Source organism: Roseobacter sp. HKCC-CH-9351 (assembly GCF_037830295.1).
Lineage (GTDB): Bacteria > Pseudomonadota > Alphaproteobacteria > Rhodobacterales > Rhodobacteraceae > M30B80.
The window spans coordinates 174,570-197,749 of sequence record NZ_JBBLYM010000001.1; the positions used below are offsets into that span (position 1 = coordinate 174,570).

Sequence of the window (23,180 nt, forward strand, 5' to 3'; positions counted from 1 at the left end):
TTTTAAATATAGATGGATTTATATGAATATAACATAAGTCGTGAGTTATAATCATATTATGGACCACTTCCCCCCACTTCGCTTGTTAGTCTGCTTTGAGGCATTCGCCCGGCACGGATCCATGCGCGAGACTGCCGCACAAATGAACGTGAGCCAGCCAGCGATCAGCCAGGCGATTAAGACGCTCGAGGAATATATTGGCACCACACTATTGGATCGGCGCCGCAAACCAGCAAGCTTGACGGAAGAAGGTGAGATGCTGGCACGCTCTGTGCGGGAGGGATTGAGCCAAATTCGCGCGACCATCAGCGACATTCAGGCAGCGCAAGCGGGACATGAGCTGCAAATCACAGTCGCTTGCACTCTGGGGGTTGCAACCTATTGGCTGATGCCCCGCCTCCCGCAGTTTTACGCGCTGCACCCAGAAATAACGGTGAATGTCCAGGCGCCACCCACAGACTTACCGGTACTGTCGCCGGATATCGATCTGGCCCTGCGTTATGGGGCTCAGAATTGGCGCGACGGGCACAACGAAAAGCTGTTTGATGAAGTGGTCTGTCCCGTGGGAGCCCCTAAGTTCATCGACACACTGCGAGCAAGTGGCACTCCAATATGGAGCGCCCCCTTGATACATGTGCGAAACCCGCACACACAACACTGGGCCGGGTGGGAGGCCTATCTCTCAGCCAAGGGCATGCCAGCGCCCAAGCAGGCAGGGCACTCATTCAATAACTATGTCCAAGCCATGCAGGCAGCTCTGGATGGCCGAGGCCTCATGCTGGGGTGGCGCTCAATTACTGCTGGCGCAATTAATGACGGAACACTTCGACCACTCGCAGATCTAGCCCATAATTTTGGCACGGCATATTACATCTCAAGCTCGAAAACACCGACACAAAATACCCGCTCGTTTATTAACTGGATCAAGACGGTGGCTTAGTCTGCGGGGCTAAGTCTACAAATTATATCAACGTGCAGTTATCTTTCATCTTGATAGAAAAAACACGCATGGTAGCCTCTCTTAATGAGCGATCCGATTCCAGAGTTGAGACTGTGGCAAGCCGTCCTGTGGAGGGCCACTCAGGATTTACAAACAAGCGAAAGCAGCAGAGGTCGAGAGTTTCAAGACGTCAGGCGCTGGATTGGGGAATACCCATCGAGGGACTTTCGAGAAGTGTGTATGATGGCGAACTTGGAACCTGATTTTGTACACCCGCGGCTTCATAAAGCACTATCAGAAAAGTTAGAGCACCTAGCACCACACAGACAACGTAAAAACTTTGCCGCCGAGTAGGCGTAACGGCTGAGCTATACTGCTTGTGGGGATAAGTTATGTTTGGGTGTGCAAAAATTTACTTCCACGGGAAGTCTGCTTGCCATTCATCGCATTTGCAGATGGCTCAGGAGAGTTCGCGGAGCAATCTGAAGAAAAGCATCGAAACTACGAGCACTGCTGCAAAACCTAACACATCTCCGACAAATATCGCACCCGAGGCCTGCGCATCAGTGACGTTCAAGCTATAATGCAGCACAGCGTTGATCAGCGCGCCGCCAGCACCGGCGAGAACCAGACTTTTCCAATCGATTGAAACCGCGAGATAATTACGCTCGATAAAGTCAAAGCGGCTCAATACCTCAAAGGCCAGAACGCAGGCCACGAGGCTACCCAAGGCCAGAACAAGCCCTTCGAGGATCATGGCCGCATCACCCCCAAGCCCCGCATAGACCGCGCTGATAGGCAGAAGGTAGAGGATGCTCCGCCAGCCAAATAAATAGGCCGCCAGCACCCGAACACCATGCGGGAAGAACAGCACGCTGCCATAAATAATGCCCGGCACCACGGACTGCTGCAATTTATCCGACACAACGAATACAGCCTCAAAGGCCATCGCGTAAAAGATCGAACACATGACCAAGGCCACAAGATCGGTCATAAGTGCATGCCGCATACGCACAGCCTTACTCGGGAAATTAAAAGATCAAGCCACGATAATATAATCGGACTTGCGACCTGCGCCTGCGCGCTTCAGCTTGCCCTTATCGATCAGGCAGCGCAGGGTGCGAAACTTTGTGCTCACGGGCATGTCCGCAATCAAATCCTGCGCCTCTAAATCATGCAGCGAAAATGAGCCGTCTGCTTTTGCAGCCAATGCCGCGGCACTGAGCACATATTTCTCAGCCTCAGTGAGTTGGTGAATGCCCACTGACGCCTCCATTTTTTCCAACGTATAGCGCAACCGCGCGACATTGGTGAGGATGTCAAAATTTAAAGCCAATTGCCTCCACCTCGCAAAAGTTTGCCTCACTGGGTTGAATTATAACCCGCGAAACACTTGCTGCATAGCCACTCATGTGGCCAAGCACGGCCTGGCCACACAACGCTTCAGTTACTTTATGAGCAAACCGTCAAGTGACTTGCCGGAGGCAAGATGTGCCTCGACCCACTTTGGCTGGCGCCCACGCCCAGTCCAAGTCTGCTCTGAATTGTCGGGGTTCACGTATTTTGGCGCTACCTTGGATACCGACTTCCTTGGTTTCCCCCCCAACAAGTCCGAAAGCGAAAAGCCCATCTCAGCAGCCTGCTTTTCAAGTTTGGCTAGCGCCTCCCTCTTCATTCGGTCTTCGTAGCCATCGATAGCCTTACTGACGCGCTTATTCAAATCACGGAGTTCAGCTAAGGAAAGGTTATCAAGATCTATATTCATTTTGATACTCCAAATCAATTGCGTGAAACTAATTCAATAAATGGAAGAAAAATTCAAGATTTTTTAATGGGGGCCCAAAAAAATTTTTTTAAAATTTTTCATAAATAATTAATTAGTGAAGCGAAAATAGTTAACTAGCTAAAAAATTCAGAATGAAAGAGAAGATTTAATACCAAAAATATAATAATATCAATCTGGCAACGAAATTGCGTACCCAGCTTTCTTGTCCGTTCCGAGACTAGTTACTTAGCCACCTGCACACAAAGCTTTGAGTGAACGAAAAAAAGAACTCCGAGACACACCGTCCTCTCCCCTCAACATTTCAAGAACCTCAACCGGAGAAAATATATTTTCCGAATTGGATGCCGCAAAGGCTGCCCTCAACACCTTCCTCTCAAGATGAGACAGGCTGCCTATCCCAGCAGCCTGCTCCATGCGCTCCAGACGCGATGCCAGTACACAGATACGAGCTAAACTTGCATGCCGCCCCATTGGAAGCCACTCCAAATAATTTAATCCACGCGGACGATGTACCTCAGCAGGTCAAATCAATCAGTTGCGCCAGCAATCGAGGGTAATATTATTCATACAACGGCGACCATTTTATCAAACTACTATTACATTAGAAATCGCCAGAAATGATGAAAATTTATCGCGAGACGAGTGGCAAATGATATACGTGACCCTACAGGCCCTCAGCTGGCTGGGGGCGCCTCTGCAGTTGACGCGTCTACTTCAGCTTCCGACTGGGCAGCCGCGCGCTCAAGTGCAGCCGCCTCACGAGCTATGAAGTCACAGTGAGCACCCAATTGAGCCGACAGTAATTTACCGTCATGCGAAAGGTCAGCAATTTTCCAACGATACCCGTCGCGCAATAACGTCACATCCACGCGCTGCGAGCCCGGAGTGCGACCGGTCAATACGGATACCTGTGCTGCTTGCTGGCTCTCTATCTGGCTCTCGTAAACCAAGGTCTCGGGGAGTTCCGTGAGGATTGGCAGGACGTCACCCATCTCTAGTGGCACCCCATAGGCTTCCTGGTGGCAGGCCGAAGCTCGGGCCGAGGCCTGCACCAAATCATCGGTCAGATATTGCGGCTGCAATTCGGGATCTGTGAAGGCGGCAAGAACCACCCCACCACGGGGCGGGATCACCTGCGCCAAAGCCTGTTGAGGAGGGCTCAACTCTTCCACAGGGGGCATGCTCATCGATTGACACCCTGCAAGGAGGGTGGCGGTCAAGATCGAAGCAACGGGCAAGTGGCGCATGGGTTTGGCCCTCCTTGGGGCAGTCGAAATTCTGGTCACGCCTCCCCTAGCAAACCCTTGCGCTTGGGGCAAAGAAATAGCGCGCGCCGAAGATAAATTCAGCACGCGCCTGTGTATGCTAGGTGGGGTGCCTTAATCCGTCAGGGTCAGAGCAACAAAGCGTGGATCCCCCGCGCGGCGGATCAGCAAAAGAATAGATTTTTGCCCTGCATCACGCGCCTCTCCAACAATTTGGTCGAATTCCTGCGGGGTGGAAATCGGCATTTGTGCGACTTCGGTCACGATATCGCCCGCCTGAAGGCCCTTTGCCGCCGCGTCCGAGCTTGGATCGACCGCCTCAATCACCACACCGCTCAGGCCCCGTGCTGCGAGATCTGCACGATCCTCTTCGGTGATAAGACCTAGGCGCAGGCCAAGCACATCCACGGATGCGGGTTTAATCGGTTCGGGCTGCCCCGCGCCGCCTGCATCTGCGGTCTCGCGGCGCCCCAAGGTGACAGAGAGGGTTTCAACGGCACCACTGCGCAGAACGGCCATATCCACCGTTTCCCCAACAGGGGCCGCGGCCACAACACGCACCAATTCGCGGGTATCCTGAATATCCTGCCCATCAAAGCTGAGGATCACATCGCCCACCTCGACCCCCGCATTACGGGCGGGGCCTTCTGGCACATCTGTGACCAATGCACCGCGCGCCTCCTCCAAGGACAGGCCATCAGCAATATCTTGGGTCACGTCCTGAATGCGCACGCCCAACCATCCGCGGCGCGTTTCGCCGAATTGCTGCAATTGATCAACCACATCGCTGACCACGGCAGAGGCCATAGAAAACCCGATACCAATCGAGCCACCGTTAGGCGACAGGATCGCAGTGTTCACGCCGATGACATCGCCCTCGAGGTTGAACAATGGCCCGCCCGAGTTACCGCGATTGATTGCAGCATCTGTCTGGATGAAATCATCATAGGCCCCCGACAATTCCCGTCCGCGTGCCGATACGACGCCGACCGAGACAGAGAACCCCTGCCCGAGCGGGTTTCCCATGGCCATAACCCAATCCCCCACGCGCAGCGCGTCACTATCCCCAAAGGAGACAGAGGTGAGCGGGCTTTCAGGGTCGACCTTCAAAAGCGCGATATCAGTGTTGGGGTCTGTGCCGATTAATTCAGCCTGCAACACCTCGCCCGTGCGGAATTCGACCGAAATCTCATCGGCCCCTTCGATCACGTGATTATTGGTGACGATAAACCCATTGTCAGAGATCACAAACCCCGATCCCAGCGCCTGAGAGCGGCGGGGGGCTTGGCCCCCTTGACCGTTGCGGTTCATGAAATCGTTAAAGAAATCTTCAAATGGCGATCCAGGTGGCAGCATGGGTTGGATGCCCTGCGGCCCTTGTTGGCGGGCGGCAACGATTGAGGTTGTGGTTATGTTCACCACTGCATCGCCCACTTGATCCACCAAATCTGCGAATGTGTCAGGCCGCGCCGATTGCGCATGCGCGGGGCTTTGCAGGGTGATCAGCCCCAGCGCCAACAGCGCGGTCGCCAAGAAAAGCGCCGCTTGGCGCAGACGCGAGACCGGCGGTGGCGCAATGGCAATTGCCTTCACTCGCGCCACAGCTCTTGGCCGCATCCATTCCGTGGTTTGATAATCGCGTCTCACCTGCACACTCCTTTTTCATCTCCCAAACCACGCCCAGACGAGCTGTGGTTAGGTTCAGTCATAACCAATAGGGTCAGATGAATATTTGGCGGCCCACAAGGCTATTCAAGAACCATCCCTATCACTCTATCTCACACCCCCGTCACAAGGCCGTGAAAGTAATTTACAAACTTCCCGCAAAGGCCAGAATGATAACCCCGAAACACACCGCGCCAAAGCCGATGAGGCGGCGTGTTTCCACGGGGATCGCCGCGAGAAAAGCAATCAGATTTTCCAAACGCGAAGGGGCCAGCACAAAGACCAGCCCCTCGATCAGCAGGGCCATACCAAGCCCTGCAATTATAATGTCCCACGACAATCCCAGCATCAGCGCGGGCTCTGCGAAGACCCCAAGTAATCAAAGAATTCGCTATCAGGGGCCAAGAGGAAGGTTGAATTCCCCGTGCGCAGGGCTTGGCTGTAGGCATTCATCGAACGATAGAATTCAAAGAATTCTGTGTCCTGCGAAAACGCCTCGGCAAAGATGCGGTTCCGTTCGCCATCTGCCTCACCGCGGATGATTTCGGCTTCGCGGGTTGCCGCTGACACGGTCTCAACCACGGTGCGGTCGGCTTGGGCGCGGACACGCTGTGCAGCCTCGGCACCACGTGCGCGTTCATCTGTGGCTTCGCGCTGCCGCTCTGCCTCCATGCGGGCGAAGGTGGCTTCAAGGTTTTGCTGTGGCAATTCCGTGCGCTTGAGGCGCACATCTAGAACTTCAAGACCAACCCGATCTGCCAGGTTGCGTGCCTGTTCCGTGATGCGTGCCATAAGTGAGGCGCGCTCACTGGACAAAATCGTGTTTGACGTCACACCATCAGCACCCAACACGGCACGGATCTGTGGGTTGAGAATATCTTGTAGCTGCGCCTCAGCCGCGCGCAGACCGCCCGCGCCAATCGCCTGACGGAAGGCAACAACATCCGAAATCCGATAGCGCGCAAATGCATCAACCACCAAGCGGCGATCATCAGACGGGGTCACCTCAATCGGTTGGGTGTCAAGCGAAAGGATCCGGTCGTCATAATAAACCACCTCTTGGATGAACGGCACTTTGACGTTCAACCCTGGCTCCTCGATGACCTGACGGATTTGACCAAACTGCAGAACAAGCGCCTTTTGACGCTCATCCACGATGAACAGTGAGCTGAACGCCACGGCAACAGCGAGAACGACAACGGGGATTAGGAAAGCAATACGAGACATCAGTTATTCCCCCCTGCTGCAGAGTCAGTTCTACGCAATTCATTGAGTGGCAAATACGGCACAACGCCATTCCCTCCGCTATTCTCATCCATGACGATCAGGTTCACATCACCCAAAACCTGCTCCATGGTTTCAAGATAGATACGGCGGCGTGTCACTTCGGGCGCCCCGCGATATTCTTGAAGAACCGCCAAGAAACGGCTTGCTTGACCCTCGGCCTCATTGACCACTTGGGCGCGATACCCTTCGGCCTCTTCCAGCAGCTGCGCCGCTTCACCGCGCGCGCCTGCGAGGGCTTGGTTGGCATAGGCATCCGCCTGACGCTCTAGTCGGTCGCGCTCCTGTTCTGCGGCTTGCACGTCACGGAAGGCGTCAATCACCTCGGCGGGCGGGTCAGCGCGGTCAAGGTTAAGGCGCACAATATTAATGCCTGAATCATATCCATCCATCGTGGCTTGGATCAAATCCCGCACCTGATCTGCAACTAGGCCGCGATCCCGGTTTAAAATTGGAGACAGCTCGGACTGCGCGATGACTTCACGCATCGCGGCCTCTGATACAGAGCGTACAGTTGCCTCTGGATCTCGAAGGTTAAAGAGGAACTCTGCGGGGTCTTTGATGTTCCAAACAACTTGGAAATCAATATCGACGATGTTTTCATCCGTGGTCAGCATGAGGCCTTCGCCCGCGCGGGAAGACCCAATCGCCTCGGTGCGCTGCGTGGTGACTTCGATCACTTGGGCGCGCACAAAGGGCCAAGGCGCCAAATGCGGGCCATCGCCCGTGGTGCGATAGAAACTGCCAAAGAATGTTTCAACGCCCTGCTGAGACGGCTGAACCGTGTAAAAGGACGCCAAGAACCAAGCAACGATGCCTGCGCCCGCGCCAAGCAGGAACATGCTGCGTGTCGGCTTAAAACCACCGCCGCCTGCGCCGCCGCCAAAGCCGCCATTGCCGCCACCGCGCCCCCCCATCAAAACGCGGAGTTGCTCTTGGCCCTTGCGAACCAAATCATCCAATTCGGGGATCTGTTGCCCACCGCCCTGTTCAGGGCGGCGCGGGCCACCATTGCGACCATCATCATCGCCACCGCGATTTCCGCCAGAGCCCCAAGGGCCGCCGTTATTTCCAGCCATGCTGCGCTATATCCTCTTGTGATCTCTCGTCTTACATATTCAGTCAAATCTGTACCCTGCCGCGCCACGCTGCACCACATGGGCCATCACCGTCTTATCACAGATGTGCCTTTGCGCCTGATTTTCAAGCCACGCGGACGGGTGTTTTCAGTGTCACCAATTCCTCCGACATGGTGGGATGCACGGCGCAGACGCGGTCAAAATCTTCCTTGGTTGCGCCCATTTTCACAGCAATACCCGCCAATTGGATCATCTCACCCGCCTGCGGGGCGACAATGTGACAGCCCAAAACGCGGCGCGTTTCAGCGCAAACCACTAATTTCATCATCACCCGATCAGACCGCCCCGCAAAACTGGATTGCATCGCTTTGAAAGATGTCGCGTAGACCTCAATTGGGCCTGCTGCGCGGGCCTCTTCCTCAGACAGGCCCACAGTGCCAAATTCGGGCTGCGTGAACACCGCCGAGGGGATTAAATCATGATCCACGGGCGTCTTCTTGCCTTCAAAGACTGTCGCCACAAAGGCCATCGCTTCGCGAATGGCAACGGGGGTCAGGTTCACACGATTGGTCACATCCCCAATCGCATAAATCGAAGGCACGGCGGTTTGGCTGAATTGATCCACCACAATCTCACCACCACGGCCCAATTCGACGCCGAGGGCGTCTAACCCCAACCCATCGGTGTTGGGGCGGCGACCTGTGGCAAAAAACACCTGATCGAAACTTTGCGTCTCGCCATTTGTCGCCTCAACACGCAGGCCCGTGTCTGTTTTCTCAATCCCGATCACATCGGTGCCCATATGGATAGAAATCCCATTGGCCCGCATCTGGTCGCAAATCAGCCCACGCGCCTCATCATCAAAGCTACGCAGAATTTGTGCGCCGCGATAATATTGCGTGACCTCAACCCCAAGGCCATTGAGAATACAGGCGAACTCGCAGGCGATATAGCCGCCACCCACAATCAATATTGATTCCGGCAGTTGCGGCAGGTTGAAAATATCATCCGATACGATGCCATATTCCGCGCCGTTGACATCGGGGCGGACGGGCCGACCGCCCGTAGCAATCAAGATATGTTTCGCGGATTTGATTGTGCCATCGGCAAGGCGCACGGAATGCGGATCCGACAGGGTGGCGCGCTGCGCAAAAACAGTGACGCCTGATTTGCCCAACAGGCCGTTATAAACCCCTTCCAAGCGATCTAACTCGGCGGATAATTTGCGCTGGAAATTCGGCCAATGAAATACCCCCAGTGAAATGTCCCACCCATAGGCCGCTGCATCTTCTGCCATCGGCGCATATTCAGAGGCAAAGACCATCAGTTTTTTGGGAACGCATCCGCGGATCACACAGGTGCCCCCCATGCGGCTATCCTCAGCCAAGGCCACCTTGGCCCCCAAACCTGCTGCAACGCGTGCGGCGCGCACACCGCCAGAGCCGCCACCAATTACGAAAAGATCATAGTCAAATGTCATCAATCAGCCTGAGTTGAGGGATTAGGAGAGGTTAAAGAGGTTATCACCCTCAAGAATTTCGATCTTTTCCCGCTCGACCGTGCCATCGTTGATATTGCGCACCTCAACGGTGCCATCACCATTGCCGATCACAATAATGTCGCAAATATCGAGGAACAAACCATTCTCCACCACGCCAGGGATCTGGTTTAGAACAAGCGAGGCTTGTTGCGGGTTGGCAATGCGCTTGAGATGCAAGTCGATGATGAAATTCCCTTCGTCTGTGCGATAGGGTTCTTCCCCCGAAAGGCGCAAAGATGTGCTGCGACCCAGAACATCGAGATTGACCAAAACTTCCTCAATCAGGGCTTTGGTGGTTTGCCATCCAAACGGAATAACCTCAACGGGCAAGGGGAAGGCCCCAAGACCCGTTACCTCTTTTGCAGGGTCGGCAATCACGATCATCTGATCCGAAGCGGTTGCTACGATTTTTTCTTGCAACAAAGCACCACCACCACCTTTGATGAGGTTCAGGTTTGGGTCAAACTCATCCGCGCCGTCAATCGTGAGATCCAGCCATTTCACCTCGTCCAAGGTTTTGACTGTGATGCCAACTTCACGGGCAAGCTCTGCTGTGCGGGTTGATGTGGCAACACCTGTGACCTGCAATCCGTCTTCGCGCACCATCTCGCCCAGACAGCGCACCATCCATGCTGCCGTTGATCCCGTCCCAAGCCCAAGGCACATCCCATCTTCAACAAAATCAACAGCGCGCTTTGCCGCCACATATTTTGCTTTATCAGTTGGGTTAAGGTCAGCCGCCATTCGCGCGTCTCCATATTGTCATGCCAGAGGGTCAGCCGCACTGCGCCAGTGGCGTTTGTCGATCTCGCATCATGTTTAACGAAACTTGTTCAGGGATGCGAGGGTCAAAGAGACAAACCGAAACTCTGCAAAACCTGATCACGGTAGCGCGCAGGCAAAATGGCAAGCAGCCCTGCCCCCTTGGCCATCAGACGCAGCGCCCCACCCTCGGCCTTGTTGGATGTGCCAATCTGCCCCATCGGATCGAAGGTCAAACCATCGAGAGGCCAACGCAGCCCCTCAGCGGCACAGGCCACAGGGGCAAAAGGGAACAAAGAGACCCGCGTATCTCGCGGTAATTCAAAAGCTATTTCGCGATGCGCAGGGAGGTGGAAAACCACATCCTGCGCGCTTTGCAAAATGACGGGCGCGCCTTGATGCCGTGCCAAGGCCTGCATCGCGGCCAATCCATGATCGGCGCGCGGCCCGAGAAAACCAAAACCAATGATGCCCGCAACATCCAAAACCCGCAAAGATTTCTCAAAATCGGTGCTATCCTGCTCGGGAATGTGATGCAGAACATCCCCGAATTGAGCGCGCGTCTCAGGGCTGATGGAATCCATATCGCCAATCACGGCAACGGGCTGCAGACCAAGGCGTAAGGCGTGATTAGCACCACCGTCAGCCGCGACCACAATCGCTCCAGAGTTGACCAGCGCCTTTACTGGCTGTTCTTCAATTTCTCCACCACCTATCAGGCACACAAGACGTTCGGTGTAGGCTAAACTGTTCTCTGACGCTGATATCCCGCCAAAGCTAAGCTCGTTATCATTCACCTCTACGCTCACGAATGCGTTCAATCCAAATTCTGCAATAGTGAAAAAAAATCGTTTTGGTTTTGGCTCATTAGCCCTAGCGTATCACTCGAAGTGATACTGCAGAAGCTAAAAAATGCTTTTGGAAAATACATAGAGCATAGCTAAACAAAATACTAAGGGGCTCTATAGCTTATGAAGCTGCGCCAATGAATTTGGAATTAAAATGTTAGGATTACCAGTTGATAAATCAATTCAAGCTCAAAGATAAAGTTGTTGTTGTAGTAGGTGGAGCAAACGGTATTGGCGAAGCCTGTGCAAATTATATGGCGTCTTTAGGTTCGCATATCATAATATTGGACAAGGATGGAGCTGCAGCCAAATCGGTTAGCGAGAATATACCAAACTCACTCTCATTCGAGCTTGATATTTGCGACGCAAGCCAAATCGACGAAGTGTTCGAGCAAGTCCCGAGCGTAGACGTCTTGGTGAATAGTGCCGGCGTAGCGCGTCGGCAACCGGCTCTGGACCATAACAAGTCGGACTGGGATTTGGTTGCAAACGTCAACACCACCGGATCTTTTCTATGTGCTCAGGCTGCAGCCAGAAAGATGGTCAAAGCAAAACAACCGGGATGCATCACAAATATAGCCTCAATTATGGGGCTTTCAGGGGGGGGTATTTACCCCAATGTCTCGTATCAAACGTCAAAGGGAGCTATAGTAAATATGACACGTGCCTTGGCAGTTGAGTGGGCCCCTTATGATATCCGTGTCAACTCTGTTGCCCCTACGTATGTGAGAACGGAATTTATTAGACCGTTACTTGATGACCCCTATACTGTTCGACGCATCGAGGAAATGACGCCCCTAGGCAAGATTGCTGAGCCAGGAGATGTGGCTGCCGCTGTCGCTTTTCTATCGTCGTCAGCAGCATCTATGATCACTGGGCATACTCTTCCCGTCGATGGAGGTTTTTTGGCCCAGTAGTGACTGGGTTACGATGGACCTACCAAACCAAAAGGATACCGAAGTCGATGCAAGAAGTAACTTACGATTTTTCCAATAGAATTGCTGTAGTGACGGGGGGGGCAAACGGAATCGGCTCTCAGATTGCCTCACAATACCTTGATGCCGGAGCCAAGGTAGTCATATGGGATCTCCATCCCCCAAAGAACAAAAGAAAAAATGCAATTTTCAAGGAAGTTGACGTTAGTGACCTCAGCCAAGTCGAAAATGCAACCAAAGACACAATTAACAATTGGGGCAAGATTGATTTCCTCTCACACAATGCTGGTTACGCCGGCCCAACTGAGAACACAATTAACTACGACACGGAAGCTTGGATCAAAACTGTGCAAGTCAATTTAATTGGCACTTATATCGTAGCAAAAACAGTAGCTCCATGTATGGTCTCTGAGGGGTACGGTCGCATAATTAATATGGCGTCTCTTGCAGGCAAAGAGGGTACACCCTACGCATCTGCATATTCTGCGGCAAAAGCTGGTGTAATAGGCTTTACTAAGTCGCTCGCAAAAGAGCTGGCCGAAACCAATGTTCGAGTGAATTGTGTGGCACCTGCCGCAGTAAAAACGAACATTCTCGACCAGATGGAACCTGACTTTGTGGAAACTATGATAGCAAAGTCACCGATGAAGCGCCTTGGCTCCGCACGGGAGGTCGCCGATATAGTGATGTGGCTTTCCTCTAGTGCATGCTCATTTAACACCGGCGCTGTTTTTGATATGTCGGGAGGCAGAGCCACGTACTAACGCGTTAGTGTTTACCGTCTTTGTCGCCGTTGTTATCTGCCTGTCCAACGCCCTTGAAAACGGCTTTGAATGGCAGGGCCCACAAAATACCAAGCCCCACATATATGGCAAACTCCACCCAGATGGAGGGGCGCTCAAACAAGCTCATCAGCCACCACGCCGCCGCGATATAGGCAGGCAGCCCGAAGATCAGGATAAGCAGGGACAAACGCTTGCGGGTTTTATAGCCAAGGGCCATGACAGGCAGCTCTCCCTTTGTTCGGTGATCAGATCAATCCGCGAACGGGTCAGTCACAAGAATTGTGTCTTCACGCTCGGGTGAGGTAGAAAGTAGCGCCACGGGGCAGTCAATCAACTCCTCCACACGGCGCACATATTTGATCGCGTTGGCAGGCAAATCCGCCCAAGAGCGTGCGCCTTCGGTCGTCTCATGCCACCCTTCCATCTCTTCATAGATTGGCGTGCAGCGTTTTTGCGCCTCAGACGCGGTTGGAAGGTAATCAATCCGCGTGCCGTCTAATTCATATCCCACGCAAATTTTGAGCGTGTCAAACCCGTCAAGAACATCCAGCTTCGTCAGCGCGATCCCGTTCACACCAGAGGTCGCACAGGTCTGGCGCACAAGGGCGGCGTCAAACCACCCACAGCGCCGCTTGCGCCCTGTGACCGTGCCAAATTCATGGCCACGCGTCCCCAGACGGGTGCCATCGTCATCGTACAATTCCGTTGGAAACGGCCCCTCGCCCACGCGGGTTGTGTAGGCTTTCACGATGCCCAGCACATAATCAACCGCACCTGGCCCAAGACCGACACCTGTCGCAGCCTGCCCTGCAATGACGTTGGAGGAGGTCACAAAGGGATAGGTGCCAAAATCAATATCCAGCAGCGCACCTTGAGCGCCCTCGAACAAAATACGCTTACCCGCGCGGCGCTGTTCGTTCAGAACCTTCCAAACAGGTGCGGCATAGGGCAAAATCTCAGGCGCAATGGCCTTAAGCTTTCCGATCAGCGCATCGCGATCGACAGGCGCGATACCAAGGCCACGGCGCAGCGGGTCGTGATGCTGTAGCGCGCGATCAACACGGGCGATCAAGGTGGCCTCATCCGCCAAATCCGCAACCCGCACCGATCGGCGACCAACCTTATCCTCGTAGGCAGGGCCGATGCCGCGGCCTGTGGTACCGATTTTGGTGCCGGCGCTGGCCGCATCTTCGCGGGCACGATCCAACTCACCATGGATTGGCAGGATCAGCGGGGTATTCTCCGCAATCATCAATGTTTCAGGACTGATGGTCACACCATCTTGGCGGATTTTTGCAATCTCTTCGATGAGATGCCAAGGATCGAGAACAACGCCATTTCCAATAACGCTAAGCTTGCCGCCGCGCACTACACCCGAAGGCAGCGCGTTGAGTTTGTAGACCTTGCCATCAATAACCAATGTATGGCCTGCGTTATGCCCGCCTTGAAAGCGGCAAATCACATCCGCGCGCTCGCTGAGCCAGTCGACAAGCTTGCCCTTGCCTTCATCCCCCCATTGCGCGCCAACAACCACAACATTCGCCATTTTACGATCCGTCCTTATCCGCAGGCCAGAATGGCCGGCTCTTGCAAACGATGGCGTCTATAACGACACGCAGCCTCGGTGAAAAGCGCGAAACGCATAGCCCGCCTGCAGCAGAACGCGGGACGGGCCCGCATCCTTGGGTCATGGAACTGTCACATGTGTTGCAATATTCAAAGGATTCGCCTTAAAGTTGTGAAACTCTTGGCTTGCGGCGGCGGGTCGCATCCCCTAAGTAAGCCGCGAAAAGTGACGGATTGTTACAGACACGCACCTGAGGCCGCTCATGGAAAATATTGTTCTCGTCATCCATCTTATCCTCGCAATCTGCTTGATTGCCGTGGTGCTTTTGCAGCGCTCCGAAGGGGGCGGCATGGGCCTTGGTGGCGGCGGTGGTGCAGGCGGTGGCCTTATGACAGGCCGTCAAGCGGCAACAGCCCTCAGCAAACTCACATGGGCCTTTGCGACTGCGTTTCTAATTACATCGGTCACATTGACTATTTTGGCGGCGCAAAACTCGACCACCACATCTGTGCTAGACCGCATTGGCACATCAGCCCCCACTGACGGGGCCGCAACCGATGGCACAAGCGACAGCGCGCCCGCGGCAGATAGCCTTCTGCCCCCAGCACTGGGGGATGCGCCTGCGCTGCCGCCACGGGCGGAATAACGCAGCATCTAAAATTAATTCACCGCAAAGACCCAATAAATATTGGGTCTTTGTTATTTTTAGCCACATGATATAGCGCTGACCGCTTGCCCTAAGGACACGAATCCTGATACGGTCAAATCCCGTGATACTGGTGGCAAACGCGGTCTGTTTCCAACAGACAAAATAGTCCGCGCGGGAGAATACAGGTATATGGCACGATACATTTTTATCACGGGTGGTGTGGTCTCTTCGCTTGGCAAGGGCCTCGCGTCAGCCGCGCTTGGTGCATTGCTACAGGCACGTGGCTACACCGTGCGTTTGCGCAAGCTTGACCCCTATCTCAACGTTGATCCTGGGACGATGTCGCCCTTTGAACATGGCGAAGTTTTCGTGACCGATGATGGTGCGGAAACCGATCTAGATTTAGGCCATTACGAGCGCTTCACAGGCGTCTCTGCCCGCGCAACGGACAGCGTCTCATCAGGCCGCATTTATTCCAACGTTTTGGAAAAAGAGCGCCGTGGTGATTACCTAGGCAAAACCATCCAAGTGATTCCCCACGTCACAAATGAGATCAAAGATTTTATCGCCATCGGCGAAGATGAAGTGGATTTCATGCTGTGCGAAATCGGCGGCACGGTCGGCGATATCGAGGGCCTGCCGTTTTTCGAGGCGATCCGTCAATTCGGCCAAGAGTGCCCGCGTGGCCAGTGTATCTTTATGCACCTGACCCTGTTGCCCTATATCAAAGCATCGGGTGAGTTGAAAACGAAGCCCACCCAACATAGCGTAAAAGAGCTGCGCTCTATTGGGCTTGCCCCCGATATTTTGGTATGCCGTTCTGAGGGGCCGATCCCGCGCAAAGAGCGCGAGAAGCTTGCGCTGTTTTGCAATGTGCGCCCCGATAGCGTGATTGCCGCACAAGACCTCAGCACGATTTATGATGCACCTTTGGCCTATCACAGCGAAGGGTTGGATCAGGCGGTGTTGGATGCTTTCCAAATCGCCCCCGCCCCGAAGCCAGATCTCAGCCGTTGGGAAGATGTATCAGATCGCATTCACAATCCCGAAGGCGAAGTGCGCGTGGCGATTGTTGGCAAATACACGCAGTTGGAAGATGCCTATAAATCTATTGCCGAGGCGCTGACCCATGGCGGCATGGCCAATCGCGTCAAAGTGCGCGCCGAATGGATTGATGCCGAGATTTTCGACCGCGAAGATCCTGCGCCACATCTTGAAGGCTTCCATGCGATCCTTGTCCCTGGTGGATTTGGTGAGCGAGGAACCGAGGGCAAGATCAAGGCGGCAGAATTCGCCCGAACCCGCAAGATCCCCTATTTGGGCATCTGCTTGGGTATGCAAATGGCGGTGATCGAGGCTGCGCGCAATCTGGCGGGCATGGCCAAAGCAGGGTCGGAGGAATTTGATCACGAAGCGGGTCAAAAGCGGTTCGAGCCGATTGTGTATCACCTCAAAGAATGGGTGCAGGGCAATTATAAAGTCACCCGCAAATCAGATGATGACAAAGGCGGCACGATGCGTTTGGGTGCCTATGATGCGGTTCTCGCAGAAGGCAGCCGCGTAGCCGAGGCCTATGGCACAACCGCCATCGAGGAACGTCATCGCCACCGCTATGAAGTCGATATCAAATATCGTGATAAACTTGAAAAATGCGGTCTGCTTTTCTCGGGCCTTTCGCCCGATGGGAAACTGCCTGAGATTGTCGAGATCAAAGACCACCCGTGGTATATCGGGGTTCAGTTCCATCCAGAATTGAAATCGAAACCCTTCGCACCGCACCCGCTGTTCCGTGACTTTGTGCGGGCAGCCAAGGATGTCAGCAGGCTTGTCTAAGCCTGCCTGACAGGCCCGCGATGCTGTCTTATCAACATATCTATCATGCGGGCAATTTGGCCGATGTGCATAAGCACGCGGCCCTCGCATGGATGTTGGATTACCTGACGCGCAAAGACAAACCGCTGAGTTATATCGAAACCCATGCGGGGCGGGGGCTTTATGATCTTGCCGCCCCCGAAGCCGTCAAAACGGGCGAGGCAGAGGCAGGCATCGCCCGCTTGCGCGCAGGCTTTGCAGCAGATCATCCTTACGCGACCCTGCAGGAAAAAATTGCCGCAAAATACGGCCCACAGGCCTATGCGGGTTCCCCCCTTTTGGCGGCGGAATTATTGCGGCCCATGGATAATTTGCATCTGGCAGAATTGCATCCTCAGGAACATGAGGCCCTGCAGGCGGCAATGATGCAAGCGGGCGGGGCGCAGCTCTATCGCCAAGACGGGTTCGAGATGGCGCAATCCATTTGCCCACCTGATCCACGGCGTGGCCTGATGTTGATTGATCCCTCTTATGAGGTGAAGACCGACTATGTCCGCATCCCAAAAATCATGGGGCAGTTGGCGCGCAAATGGAATGTTGGGATTATAATCTTGTGGTATCCGATCCTCGCAAACAAAGCCCATCAGCCGATGGAAACAGAGTTACGCCAAACCTTTGCTGATGCGATGCTTCACCGCCAGACCTTCCCCCCCGCCCGCGAAGGGCATGGGATGATTGGCTCGGGCCTGTTTGTCCTCAACCCGCCTTTCGGCATGGAGGCCGCATTGGCCGAAATTGCAGCGGTGTTTGCAAAAGCCAAGGCGCATTAGGCGGGTTCTCTTATCGCAAAAACAGCTTATATTGGAGCCTATGTTTGCAGACCTCCTTCGCCGCCTTGGCGCGCCCAAACCAGAACCCATCACTGACAGCGATGCGCGGCTGGCGCTTTGCGCATTACTCGTACGTCTTGCGCGCAGTGACGGCGATTATGCCCAAGCAGAACGCGCGAAAATCGCGGAAACCTTAGCGGCGCGCTACGGGCTTGACCCGTCAGGCGTTGATGCCCTGATCCATGAGGCCGAGGCGGTTGAAGCAGAAGCCCCAGACACGGTGCGCTTTACACGCGCCATCAAAGAGTCGGTCGCCTATGAAGATCGGATCGTGGTGATTGAGGCCCTTTGGGCGATTGCCTTAGCCGATGGGCACCGCAGCGCGGATGAGGACGCGCTATTGCGTATGGTGGCGCCTATGTTGGGGATCAACGACCGCGACAGCGCCCTTGCGCGCCAACGTGTGGCCAAACTTTAGGCAGGCGCGAAAATTACGCGCAAGCCTGCGCGAATTTCGCTGCCATTTCAAAAATGCCGCGCTAGACTGGCCGCATGAGCAGCTATCTCAACGATAATCCTGAGATCAAAACGATCCGTGTTGCGGCCTCTGATCTCAATGGTCAGCCGCGCGGAAAACGGATTGCGCGGCGCTATGCGCAAAAAGCATGGGAAGATGGAACACGCTTTCCCTTCTCCGTCATGAACCTTGATATTTGGGGCGAAGATATCGATGACAGCCCGCTTGTCTTTGAAAGCGGTGATCCCGATGGTCTGCTTCTGCCGACCGAGCGGGGCTTTGTGCCAATGCCATGGCTGAGCAATCCAACCGCGCTGTTGCCGCTTTGGATGTTCCACGAAGATGGCCGCCCCTTTGCGGGTGATCCGCGCCACGCGCTGGCGCGGGTTCTAGATCGGTATAAGGCGCTTGGCCTGACCCCTGTTGTGGCCACTGAGTTGGAATTTTACATCATTGATGATCGCGGCCCCGACTTGCGCGTGCCGCCATCGCCCCGCTCAGGCAAAAGACGCAATCAAGCCGAAATTCTGGCCCTCAGGCAGCTTGATGCCTTTGATCAGTTCTTTACCGAAATTTATGATGCCTGCGAGGCGATGGATATACCCGCCGACACATTGATTTCCGAGGCAGGCCCCGGACAGTTCGAAATTAATATGATGCACCAATCCGATGCTTTGAAGGCGGCGGATGACGCGTGGCTGTTCAAGCTTTTGGTCAAAGGCGTTGCGCGCAAATACGGCTTTGCCGCCTCGTTTATGGCGAAACCCTACGAAGATTACGCGGGCAACGGAATGCATATGCATTTCTCGGTTCTTGATCAGCAGGGGCGCAATATTTTCGACAATGGCAGCGCCGAAGGATCAGAGGCGCTGCACCATGCCATTGCAGGGTGTTTGAAAGGGATGGCGGGGTCTATGCTGATCTGCGCCCCCCATGCCAGCAGCTATGATCGATTTGTGCCAGGCGCCCATGCCCCGACCGCTTTGGCGTGGGGTTATGAGAACCGCACAACCGCGCTGCGGGTTCCCTCTGGCGCGCCTGCCGCGCGGCGGATCGAACATCGGGTCGCAGGGGGCGATGTGAACCCCTATCTCTTGGTGGCCAGTATCCTTGGTGCGGCACTCACGGGGATTGAGGGCAAACTCACCCCCCCCGCGCCCACCCATGGCAACGCCTATGATGCGGCGAGCCCGCATTTGCCCACCACATGGGGTGAGGCCATCGCGGCCTTTGAAGACTGCCAGATGACCGCGCAAATCTTTCCACGGGAGTTGGTCGCAAACTACCTCGCCACCAAGCGTCAAGAGATGCATTACATGGCCGAGCTTTCGCCCGAAGAGCAGATGCAACTCTACCTCGACACTGTCTAAACTGCCCCCTTGCCGAAGGATGCGCGGCGGCGTAGCCTTTGGATATCCTTTTTTTACAGGCCACCCATGATCATTGGCATTTTACAAACAGGCCATATGCCTGACGAATTGAAACCTGATTTTACCGATTACGCGCGGCTTTTTGCCCAGCTTTTAGACGGGCAAGATTTCGAATTCCGCGTCTATAACGTGGTCGATATGGAGTTTCCCACAGGCCTATTTGATGCCGATGGGTGGCTCATTACTGGCTCACGCCATGGGGTCTATGAGGATCATCCGTTTATCCCGCCGCTCGAGGCATTGATCCGCGACATCCACGCCGCGCGCATTCCGTTGATTGGGGTATGTTTCGGGCACCAAATCATCGCGCAGGCCCTTGGCGGTCGGGTTGAAAAATTTTCAGGCGGCTGGTGTGTCGGACGGCAAGAATACCACCTCAAAGATGGCCGCAAATTGCATTTGAACGCATGGCATCAAGATCAGGTGATTACCCCCTGCGAGGGGGCGGAAACCCTTGCCTCGAATGAATTTTGCGCCCATGCGATGCTGTCTTACGGGGGGCATACCTTTACTGTGCAAGCACATCCAGAATTCGGGGCTGATGTGATTGCGGGGTTGATTGCGCATCGGGGTCAAGGGATTGTGCCCGCCCCCCTCTTACAGCGCGCCAAGGCCGAACTGTCAGCCCCCACCGATAACGGGATTTTGGCTGAACAGATGGCAAGCCTATTCAAAAGCGCCAAGGTGCCTGCATGAGCAGCGTTTATGACAGTTTTCTCGACAAGCTTCCTGAGGTTGCGCGCAGTTTTCTAGAAAATCGCCGCTTGGACGAGGTGGAATGTATCGTCTCCGACCTTGCAGGTGTTGCGCGTGGTAAGGCCATGCCCGGCCAGAAATTTGCAGGCCAAACTCAGTTTTACCTACCCAATTCTATCTTCTTCCAAACGATCACGGGGGATTGGGCGGATGCTTCGCCTGACGGGTTCACTGAACCTGATATGGTGTTGACCCCTGATTGGGATACTGTCCTGCCTGCGCCATGGACAGCCGATTGGACGCTACAGGTGATCCATAACATTCATGACCAACAAGGTCAGATGGTGCCCTTTGCCCCGCGCAATGTGCTGCGCCGCGTGGTCGAAATGTATAACGCCAAAGGGCTCGCGCCGATTGTGGCGCCTGAGATGGAATTCTACCTCGTGGCCCCGAACACCGACCCCGCCCGCGAGATCGAGCCACCTATGGGCCGCTCAGGGCGGCGGGCTGCCGCCCGACAGGCCTATTCCATGTCTGCGGTCGATGAATATGGCCCTGTGATTGACGATATCTACGACTTTGCCGAAGCCATGGGCCTTGAGATTGATGGTATTTTGCAAGAGGGCGGCGCAGGCCAAATTGAGTTGAACCTCCGCCATGGCGACCCTGTGCGATTGGCAGATGAGATTTTCTATTTCAAGCGCATGATCCGCGAGGCCGCGTTGCGCCACAACTGCTATGCCACCTTTATGGCGAAACCGATCGAGGGCGAGCCCGGTTCAGCGATGCATATCCATCATTCAGTGGTGAATATGGCCACAGGGCAAAATATCTTCTCGACCCTGACAGGTGATGAAACGCCTGAATTTCTACATTTCATCGCAGGGCTACAGAACAACCTGCCTGCTGCGATTGCCCTGCTAGCCCCATATGTAAACAGCTATCGCCGCTATGTCCCTGATTTCGCAGCCCCCATTAACCTTGAATGGGGCCGCGATAATCGCACGACAGGCCTGCGTGTGCCCGTGTCCGACCCTGCAAGCCGCCGTGTCGAAAACCGCCTGCCAGGCATGGATTGCAACCCCTATCTTGGGATTGCCGCCTCTCTGGCCTGCGGTTTGATCGGGCTGCAAGAGGGCAAAATGCCAAGCGCAGAATTCAAAGGCGATGCCTATCAAGGCGATGACAATATTCCCCGCGGTCTTGGCGATGCTTTGGATTTATTCGTGGAAAACGCGGCAATGACAAAAATCCTAGGGCCTGAATTTTGTAGCGTCTACAAGACGGTCAAAGACCTCGAATATAAAGAATTCCTGCAAGTCATCAGCCCTTGGGAACGCGAGCATCTTTTGTTGAACGTATGAACCCGCTTTATCGCAACGACATTTCGGGACATCATGCCCCCTCTTGGTATGCGGCCTCAGTGCCCCCCGCGCCTGATCGGCCCGCATTGGCCGACACGATCCGCGCTGATGTGGCCATCTTGGGCGCAGGGTTCACAGGTCTTTGGGCGGCCCTAACCCTTGCCCGCCGTGGCGTGCGGGTTGTGGTTCTAGACGCGCATCGCGTGGGGTTTGGGGCATCGGGGCGCAATGGCGGGCAGGTGCATTCTGGCTTTAACAAAGGGCAAGATTGGCTTGAGGCGCGGCTTGGGGTCGATGCGGCCCGCGCCTTATGGGCCCTTAGCGAAGCGGCAAAGAAAAACCTGCGCGATTTTTGCGAGACCCACGCGCCCGAAGCAGAATATCGCTCAGGGATCGCGCATGGCGCTTATAGCATGGCCGAGCGGGATGAATTAGCCCGCGAGGCTGATTATATGGCCCGCACCTATAACCATGAGATCCATGTGATGGATCGTTCCCAATTTGCGGAATTGGTCAAATCCCCGCTTTATCGCGGTGGCACACTTGACCCAAGTGGCGGACATCTACACCCCTTGGCCTATGCCCAAGCCCTTGCCCGATCGGCCGAAGCCGAAGGGGCGGTCATCCACGAATGCAGCGAGGTGACAGAAATTGTCCGCGGGGCAAAGGCAACCCTGAAAACCGCCAAGGGCAGCGTCACAGCAGATCAGGTGATTGTCGCAGGAAATGGGTATCTGCCCAATATTCTGCCGCAAGTGAATGCGGCCGTGATGCCCATTAACAGTTTCATTGCTGCGACCGAACCCCTGCCCCAAAAATGGCAAGAGGTGCTGAACCAAGATATTGCCGTTGCGGATAGCAAATTCGTTGTGAATTACTATCGCTTCAGCGCAGATCGGCGGTTTTTATTCGGCGGGCGGGAAAGCTATTCGATTGGCTTTCCCGATGATATCGCTACCGCGCTTGTCGCACGGATGCATCGCCTATTCCCTCAGCTTGAGGGGGTGAAGATCGACTATGTTTGGGGTGGCGCGCTTGGCATCACCCCCACCCGTTTGCCGATGGTCAAGCGCATCGCGCCCAATATCATCGCTGCTGGCGGGTTTTCGGGACAGGGGGTTGCGCTGTCAGGCATGGCGGGGCGCATCATGGCTGAGGCCATTTTAGGGGATGGGCGCGGGCTTGAGACATTCGCCACCCTTCCCACGCCCCGCTTTCCAGGTGGCAGCGCATTGCGCGCGCCAATCCTTGCCCTTGCGATGACATGGTTTGCTTTGCGCGACCGATTGGGAATTTAGCGCTGCGGCACTGATGCCACAGACGCATGGCGAATTGCCCTGACCGCCCCAGTGTCACAAAAGCTTCGCTAGATTTTGAACCGCGTTTTATGTAAAGATTTTTGAAAGGGACTTTTTCAAAAAGGTGA

General features: G+C 54.7%; 24 protein-coding genes. 11 read left to right on the forward strand and 13 right to left on the reverse strand.

Going from position 1 to position 23,180, the window contains the following annotated elements; genetic code table 11:
• Window positions 1-58: 58 nt before the first annotated feature.
• The gene (locus AAC632_RS00905; protein ID WP_340298792.1) at window positions 59-940 is read left to right on the forward strand and encodes a LysR substrate-binding domain-containing protein; all 882 of its coding nucleotides are present in this window, start codon (window positions 59-61) and stop codon (window positions 938-940) included.
• A 460-nt stretch (window positions 941-1,400) separates the two neighbouring features.
• Here the strand turns inward: AAC632_RS00905 and AAC632_RS00910 are convergent, their stop codons facing one another.
• From AAC632_RS00910 to AAC632_RS00960, 11 genes are all read right to left on the reverse strand, one after another.
• Complete coding sequence (locus tag AAC632_RS00910; protein WP_340298553.1) at window positions 1,401-1,934, reverse strand: hypothetical protein; 534 nt, start codon at window positions 1,932-1,934, stop codon at window positions 1,401-1,403.
• A 45-nt stretch (window positions 1,935-1,979) separates the two neighbouring features.
• Window positions 1,980-2,276, reverse strand: a complete 297-nt coding sequence (locus AAC632_RS00915) for a hypothetical protein (protein ID WP_340298552.1) — start codon at window positions 2,274-2,276, stop codon at window positions 1,980-1,982.
• Between the two features lie 111 nt (window positions 2,277-2,387).
• Entirely contained in the window at window positions 2,388-2,705 is a 318-nt protein-coding gene (locus AAC632_RS00920; protein ID WP_317655501.1) for an H-NS histone family protein, read from the reverse strand.
• A gap of 695 nt (window positions 2,706-3,400) precedes the next feature.
• Complete coding sequence (locus tag AAC632_RS00925; RefSeq protein WP_340298551.1) at window positions 3,401-3,913, reverse strand: hypothetical protein; 513 nt, start codon at window positions 3,911-3,913, stop codon at window positions 3,401-3,403.
• Between the two features lie 192 nt (window positions 3,914-4,105).
• Window positions 4,106-5,608 (reverse strand): Do family serine endopeptidase, encoded by a 1,503-nt coding sequence (locus AAC632_RS00930; RefSeq protein ID WP_340298791.1) that lies wholly within the window; start codon window positions 5,606-5,608, stop codon window positions 4,106-4,108.
• A gap of 193 nt (window positions 5,609-5,801) precedes the next feature.
• On the reverse strand, window positions 5,802-6,005 hold the full coding sequence (locus tag AAC632_RS00935; RefSeq protein WP_317655503.1) for a DUF2065 domain-containing protein: 204 nt from the start codon (window positions 6,003-6,005) through the stop codon (window positions 5,802-5,804).
• On the reverse strand, window positions 6,005-6,883 hold the full coding sequence (gene hflC / locus AAC632_RS00940; protein WP_340254580.1) for a protease modulator HflC: 879 nt from the start codon (window positions 6,881-6,883) through the stop codon (window positions 6,005-6,007). Before hflC ends, AAC632_RS00935 begins: the two co-directional genes overlap by 1 nt.
• Window positions 6,883-8,019, reverse strand: coding sequence for an FtsH protease activity modulator HflK (gene hflK, locus AAC632_RS00945; protein ID WP_340298550.1), 1,137 nt, complete (start codon window positions 8,017-8,019; stop codon window positions 6,883-6,885). The genes hflC and hflK overlap by 1 nt, the downstream gene beginning before the upstream one ends.
• Window positions 8,020-8,143: 124 nt before the next feature.
• Window positions 8,144-9,499, reverse strand: coding sequence for a glutathione-disulfide reductase (gorA, locus tag AAC632_RS00950; protein WP_340298549.1), 1,356 nt, complete (start codon window positions 9,497-9,499; stop codon window positions 8,144-8,146).
• A 21-nt stretch (window positions 9,500-9,520) separates the two neighbouring features.
• Entirely contained in the window at window positions 9,521-10,303 is a 783-nt protein-coding gene (rpiA, locus tag AAC632_RS00955) for a ribose-5-phosphate isomerase RpiA (protein ID WP_340298548.1), read from the reverse strand.
• A 104-nt stretch (window positions 10,304-10,407) separates the two neighbouring features.
• The gene (locus AAC632_RS00960) at window positions 10,408-11,130 is read right to left on the reverse strand and encodes a thiamine diphosphokinase (protein WP_340298547.1); all 723 of its coding nucleotides are present in this window, start codon (window positions 11,128-11,130) and stop codon (window positions 10,408-10,410) included.
• Between the two features lie 209 nt (window positions 11,131-11,339).
• Between AAC632_RS00960 and AAC632_RS00965 the strand changes: the two genes are divergently transcribed.
• Both AAC632_RS00965 and AAC632_RS00970 read left to right on the forward strand, forming a co-directional pair.
• Complete coding sequence (locus AAC632_RS00965; protein WP_340298546.1) at window positions 11,340-12,086, forward strand: SDR family NAD(P)-dependent oxidoreductase; 747 nt, start codon at window positions 11,340-11,342, stop codon at window positions 12,084-12,086.
• Window positions 12,087-12,133: 47 nt separating this feature from the next.
• The gene (locus AAC632_RS00970) at window positions 12,134-12,868 is read left to right on the forward strand and encodes an SDR family NAD(P)-dependent oxidoreductase (protein ID WP_340298545.1); all 735 of its coding nucleotides are present in this window, start codon (window positions 12,134-12,136) and stop codon (window positions 12,866-12,868) included.
• A 4-nt stretch (window positions 12,869-12,872) separates the two neighbouring features.
• On the opposite strand, the gene AAC632_RS00975 is transcribed toward AAC632_RS00970, so the two are convergent.
• Complete coding sequence (locus tag AAC632_RS00975) at window positions 12,873-13,106, reverse strand: DUF2842 domain-containing protein (protein ID WP_340254560.1); 234 nt, start codon at window positions 13,104-13,106, stop codon at window positions 12,873-12,875.
• A 33-nt stretch (window positions 13,107-13,139) separates the two neighbouring features.
• Complete coding sequence (locus tag AAC632_RS00980; RefSeq protein WP_340298544.1) at window positions 13,140-14,435, reverse strand: adenylosuccinate synthase; 1,296 nt, start codon at window positions 14,433-14,435, stop codon at window positions 13,140-13,142.
• 283 nt (window positions 14,436-14,718) lie between these two features.
• Here AAC632_RS00980 and secG point away from each other — a divergent pair, with 283 nt between their 5' ends.
• From secG to AAC632_RS01020, 8 genes are all read left to right on the forward strand, one after another.
• Window positions 14,719-15,102 carry a preprotein translocase subunit SecG gene (gene secG, locus AAC632_RS00985; RefSeq protein ID WP_340298543.1) on the forward strand — a complete coding sequence of 128 codons (384 nt, stop codon included), beginning with the start codon at window positions 14,719-14,721 and terminating at the stop codon, window positions 15,100-15,102.
• 192 nt (window positions 15,103-15,294) lie between these two features.
• On the forward strand, window positions 15,295-16,938 hold the full coding sequence (locus tag AAC632_RS00990) for a CTP synthase (RefSeq protein WP_340298542.1): 1,644 nt from the start codon (window positions 15,295-15,297) through the stop codon (window positions 16,936-16,938).
• Window positions 16,939-16,958: 20 nt separating this feature from the next.
• Window positions 16,959-17,747, forward strand: a complete 789-nt coding sequence (gene rlmJ / locus AAC632_RS00995; protein WP_340298541.1) for a 23S rRNA (adenine(2030)-N(6))-methyltransferase RlmJ — start codon at window positions 16,959-16,961, stop codon at window positions 17,745-17,747.
• Between the two features lie 40 nt (window positions 17,748-17,787).
• Window positions 17,788-18,225 (forward strand): tellurite resistance TerB family protein, encoded by a 438-nt coding sequence (locus AAC632_RS01000; RefSeq protein WP_340298540.1) that lies wholly within the window; start codon window positions 17,788-17,790, stop codon window positions 18,223-18,225.
• 74 nt (window positions 18,226-18,299) lie between these two features.
• Complete coding sequence (locus AAC632_RS01005; protein WP_340298539.1) at window positions 18,300-19,634, forward strand: glutamine synthetase family protein; 1,335 nt, start codon at window positions 18,300-18,302, stop codon at window positions 19,632-19,634.
• Window positions 19,635-19,700: 66 nt separating this feature from the next.
• Window positions 19,701-20,390 (forward strand): type 1 glutamine amidotransferase, encoded by a 690-nt coding sequence (locus AAC632_RS01010; protein WP_340298538.1) that lies wholly within the window; start codon window positions 19,701-19,703, stop codon window positions 20,388-20,390.
• A complete protein-coding gene (locus AAC632_RS01015) occupies window positions 20,387-21,754 on the forward strand; it encodes a glutamine synthetase family protein (RefSeq protein ID WP_340298537.1) in 1,368 nt (455 codons plus the stop codon). Before AAC632_RS01010 ends, AAC632_RS01015 begins: the two co-directional genes overlap by 4 nt.
• Window positions 21,751-23,052 carry an NAD(P)/FAD-dependent oxidoreductase gene (locus tag AAC632_RS01020; protein WP_340298536.1) on the forward strand — a complete coding sequence of 434 codons (1,302 nt, stop codon included), beginning with the start codon at window positions 21,751-21,753 and terminating at the stop codon, window positions 23,050-23,052. The genes AAC632_RS01015 and AAC632_RS01020 overlap by 4 nt, the downstream gene beginning before the upstream one ends.
• Window positions 23,053-23,180 lie beyond the last annotated feature (128 nt).

What these genes read in the sequence shown, in the direction of transcription:
- AAC632_RS00905 (WP_340298792.1), top strand. Translation starts at nt 59, where the DNA reads ATGGACCACTTCCCCCCACTTCGCTTGTTAGTCTGCTTTGAGGCATTC.
- AAC632_RS00910 (WP_340298553.1), bottom strand. Translation starts at nt 1,934, where the DNA reads ATGACCGATCTTGTGGCCTTGGTCATGTGTTCGATCTTTTACGCGATG.
- AAC632_RS00920 (WP_317655501.1), bottom strand. Translation starts at nt 2,705, where the DNA reads ATGAATATAGATCTTGATAACCTTTCCTTAGCTGAACTCCGTGATTTG.
- AAC632_RS00925 (WP_340298551.1), bottom strand. Translation starts at nt 3,913, where the DNA reads ATGAGCATGCCCCCTGTGGAAGAGTTGAGCCCTCCTCAACAGGCTTTG.
- AAC632_RS00930 (WP_340298791.1), bottom strand. Translation starts at nt 5,608, where the DNA reads ATGCGGCCAAGAGCTGTGGCGCGAGTGAAGGCAATTGCCATTGCGCCA.
- AAC632_RS00935 (WP_317655503.1), bottom strand. Translation starts at nt 6,005, where the DNA reads ATGCTGGGATTGTCGTGGGACATTATAATTGCAGGGCTTGGTATGGCC.
- hflC (WP_340254580.1), bottom strand. Translation starts at nt 6,883, where the DNA reads ATGTCTCGTATTGCTTTCCTAATCCCCGTTGTCGTTCTCGCTGTTGCC.
- hflK (WP_340298550.1), bottom strand. Translation starts at nt 8,019, where the DNA reads ATGGCTGGAAATAACGGCGGCCCTTGGGGCTCTGGCGGAAATCGCGGT.
- gorA (WP_340298549.1), bottom strand. Translation starts at nt 9,499, where the DNA reads ATGACATTTGACTATGATCTTTTCGTAATTGGTGGCGGCTCTGGCGGT.
- rpiA (WP_340298548.1), bottom strand. Translation starts at nt 10,303, where the DNA reads ATGGCGGCTGACCTTAACCCAACTGATAAAGCAAAATATGTGGCGGCA.
- AAC632_RS00970 (WP_340298545.1), top strand. Translation starts at nt 12,134, where the DNA reads ATGCAAGAAGTAACTTACGATTTTTCCAATAGAATTGCTGTAGTGACG.
- AAC632_RS00975 (WP_340254560.1), bottom strand. Translation starts at nt 13,106, where the DNA reads ATGGCCCTTGGCTATAAAACCCGCAAGCGTTTGTCCCTGCTTATCCTG.
- AAC632_RS00980 (WP_340298544.1), bottom strand. Translation starts at nt 14,435, where the DNA reads ATGGCGAATGTTGTGGTTGTTGGCGCGCAATGGGGGGATGAAGGCAAG.
- secG (WP_340298543.1), top strand. Translation starts at nt 14,719, where the DNA reads ATGGAAAATATTGTTCTCGTCATCCATCTTATCCTCGCAATCTGCTTG.
- AAC632_RS00990 (WP_340298542.1), top strand. Translation starts at nt 15,295, where the DNA reads ATGGCACGATACATTTTTATCACGGGTGGTGTGGTCTCTTCGCTTGGC.
- rlmJ (WP_340298541.1), top strand. Translation starts at nt 16,959, where the DNA reads ATGCTGTCTTATCAACATATCTATCATGCGGGCAATTTGGCCGATGTG.
- AAC632_RS01000 (WP_340298540.1), top strand. Translation starts at nt 17,788, where the DNA reads ATGTTTGCAGACCTCCTTCGCCGCCTTGGCGCGCCCAAACCAGAACCC.
- AAC632_RS01005 (WP_340298539.1), top strand. Translation starts at nt 18,300, where the DNA reads ATGAGCAGCTATCTCAACGATAATCCTGAGATCAAAACGATCCGTGTT.
- AAC632_RS01010 (WP_340298538.1), top strand. Translation starts at nt 19,701, where the DNA reads ATGATCATTGGCATTTTACAAACAGGCCATATGCCTGACGAATTGAAA.
- AAC632_RS01015 (WP_340298537.1), top strand. Translation starts at nt 20,387, where the DNA reads ATGAGCAGCGTTTATGACAGTTTTCTCGACAAGCTTCCTGAGGTTGCG.
- AAC632_RS01020 (WP_340298536.1), top strand. Translation starts at nt 21,751, where the DNA reads ATGAACCCGCTTTATCGCAACGACATTTCGGGACATCATGCCCCCTCT.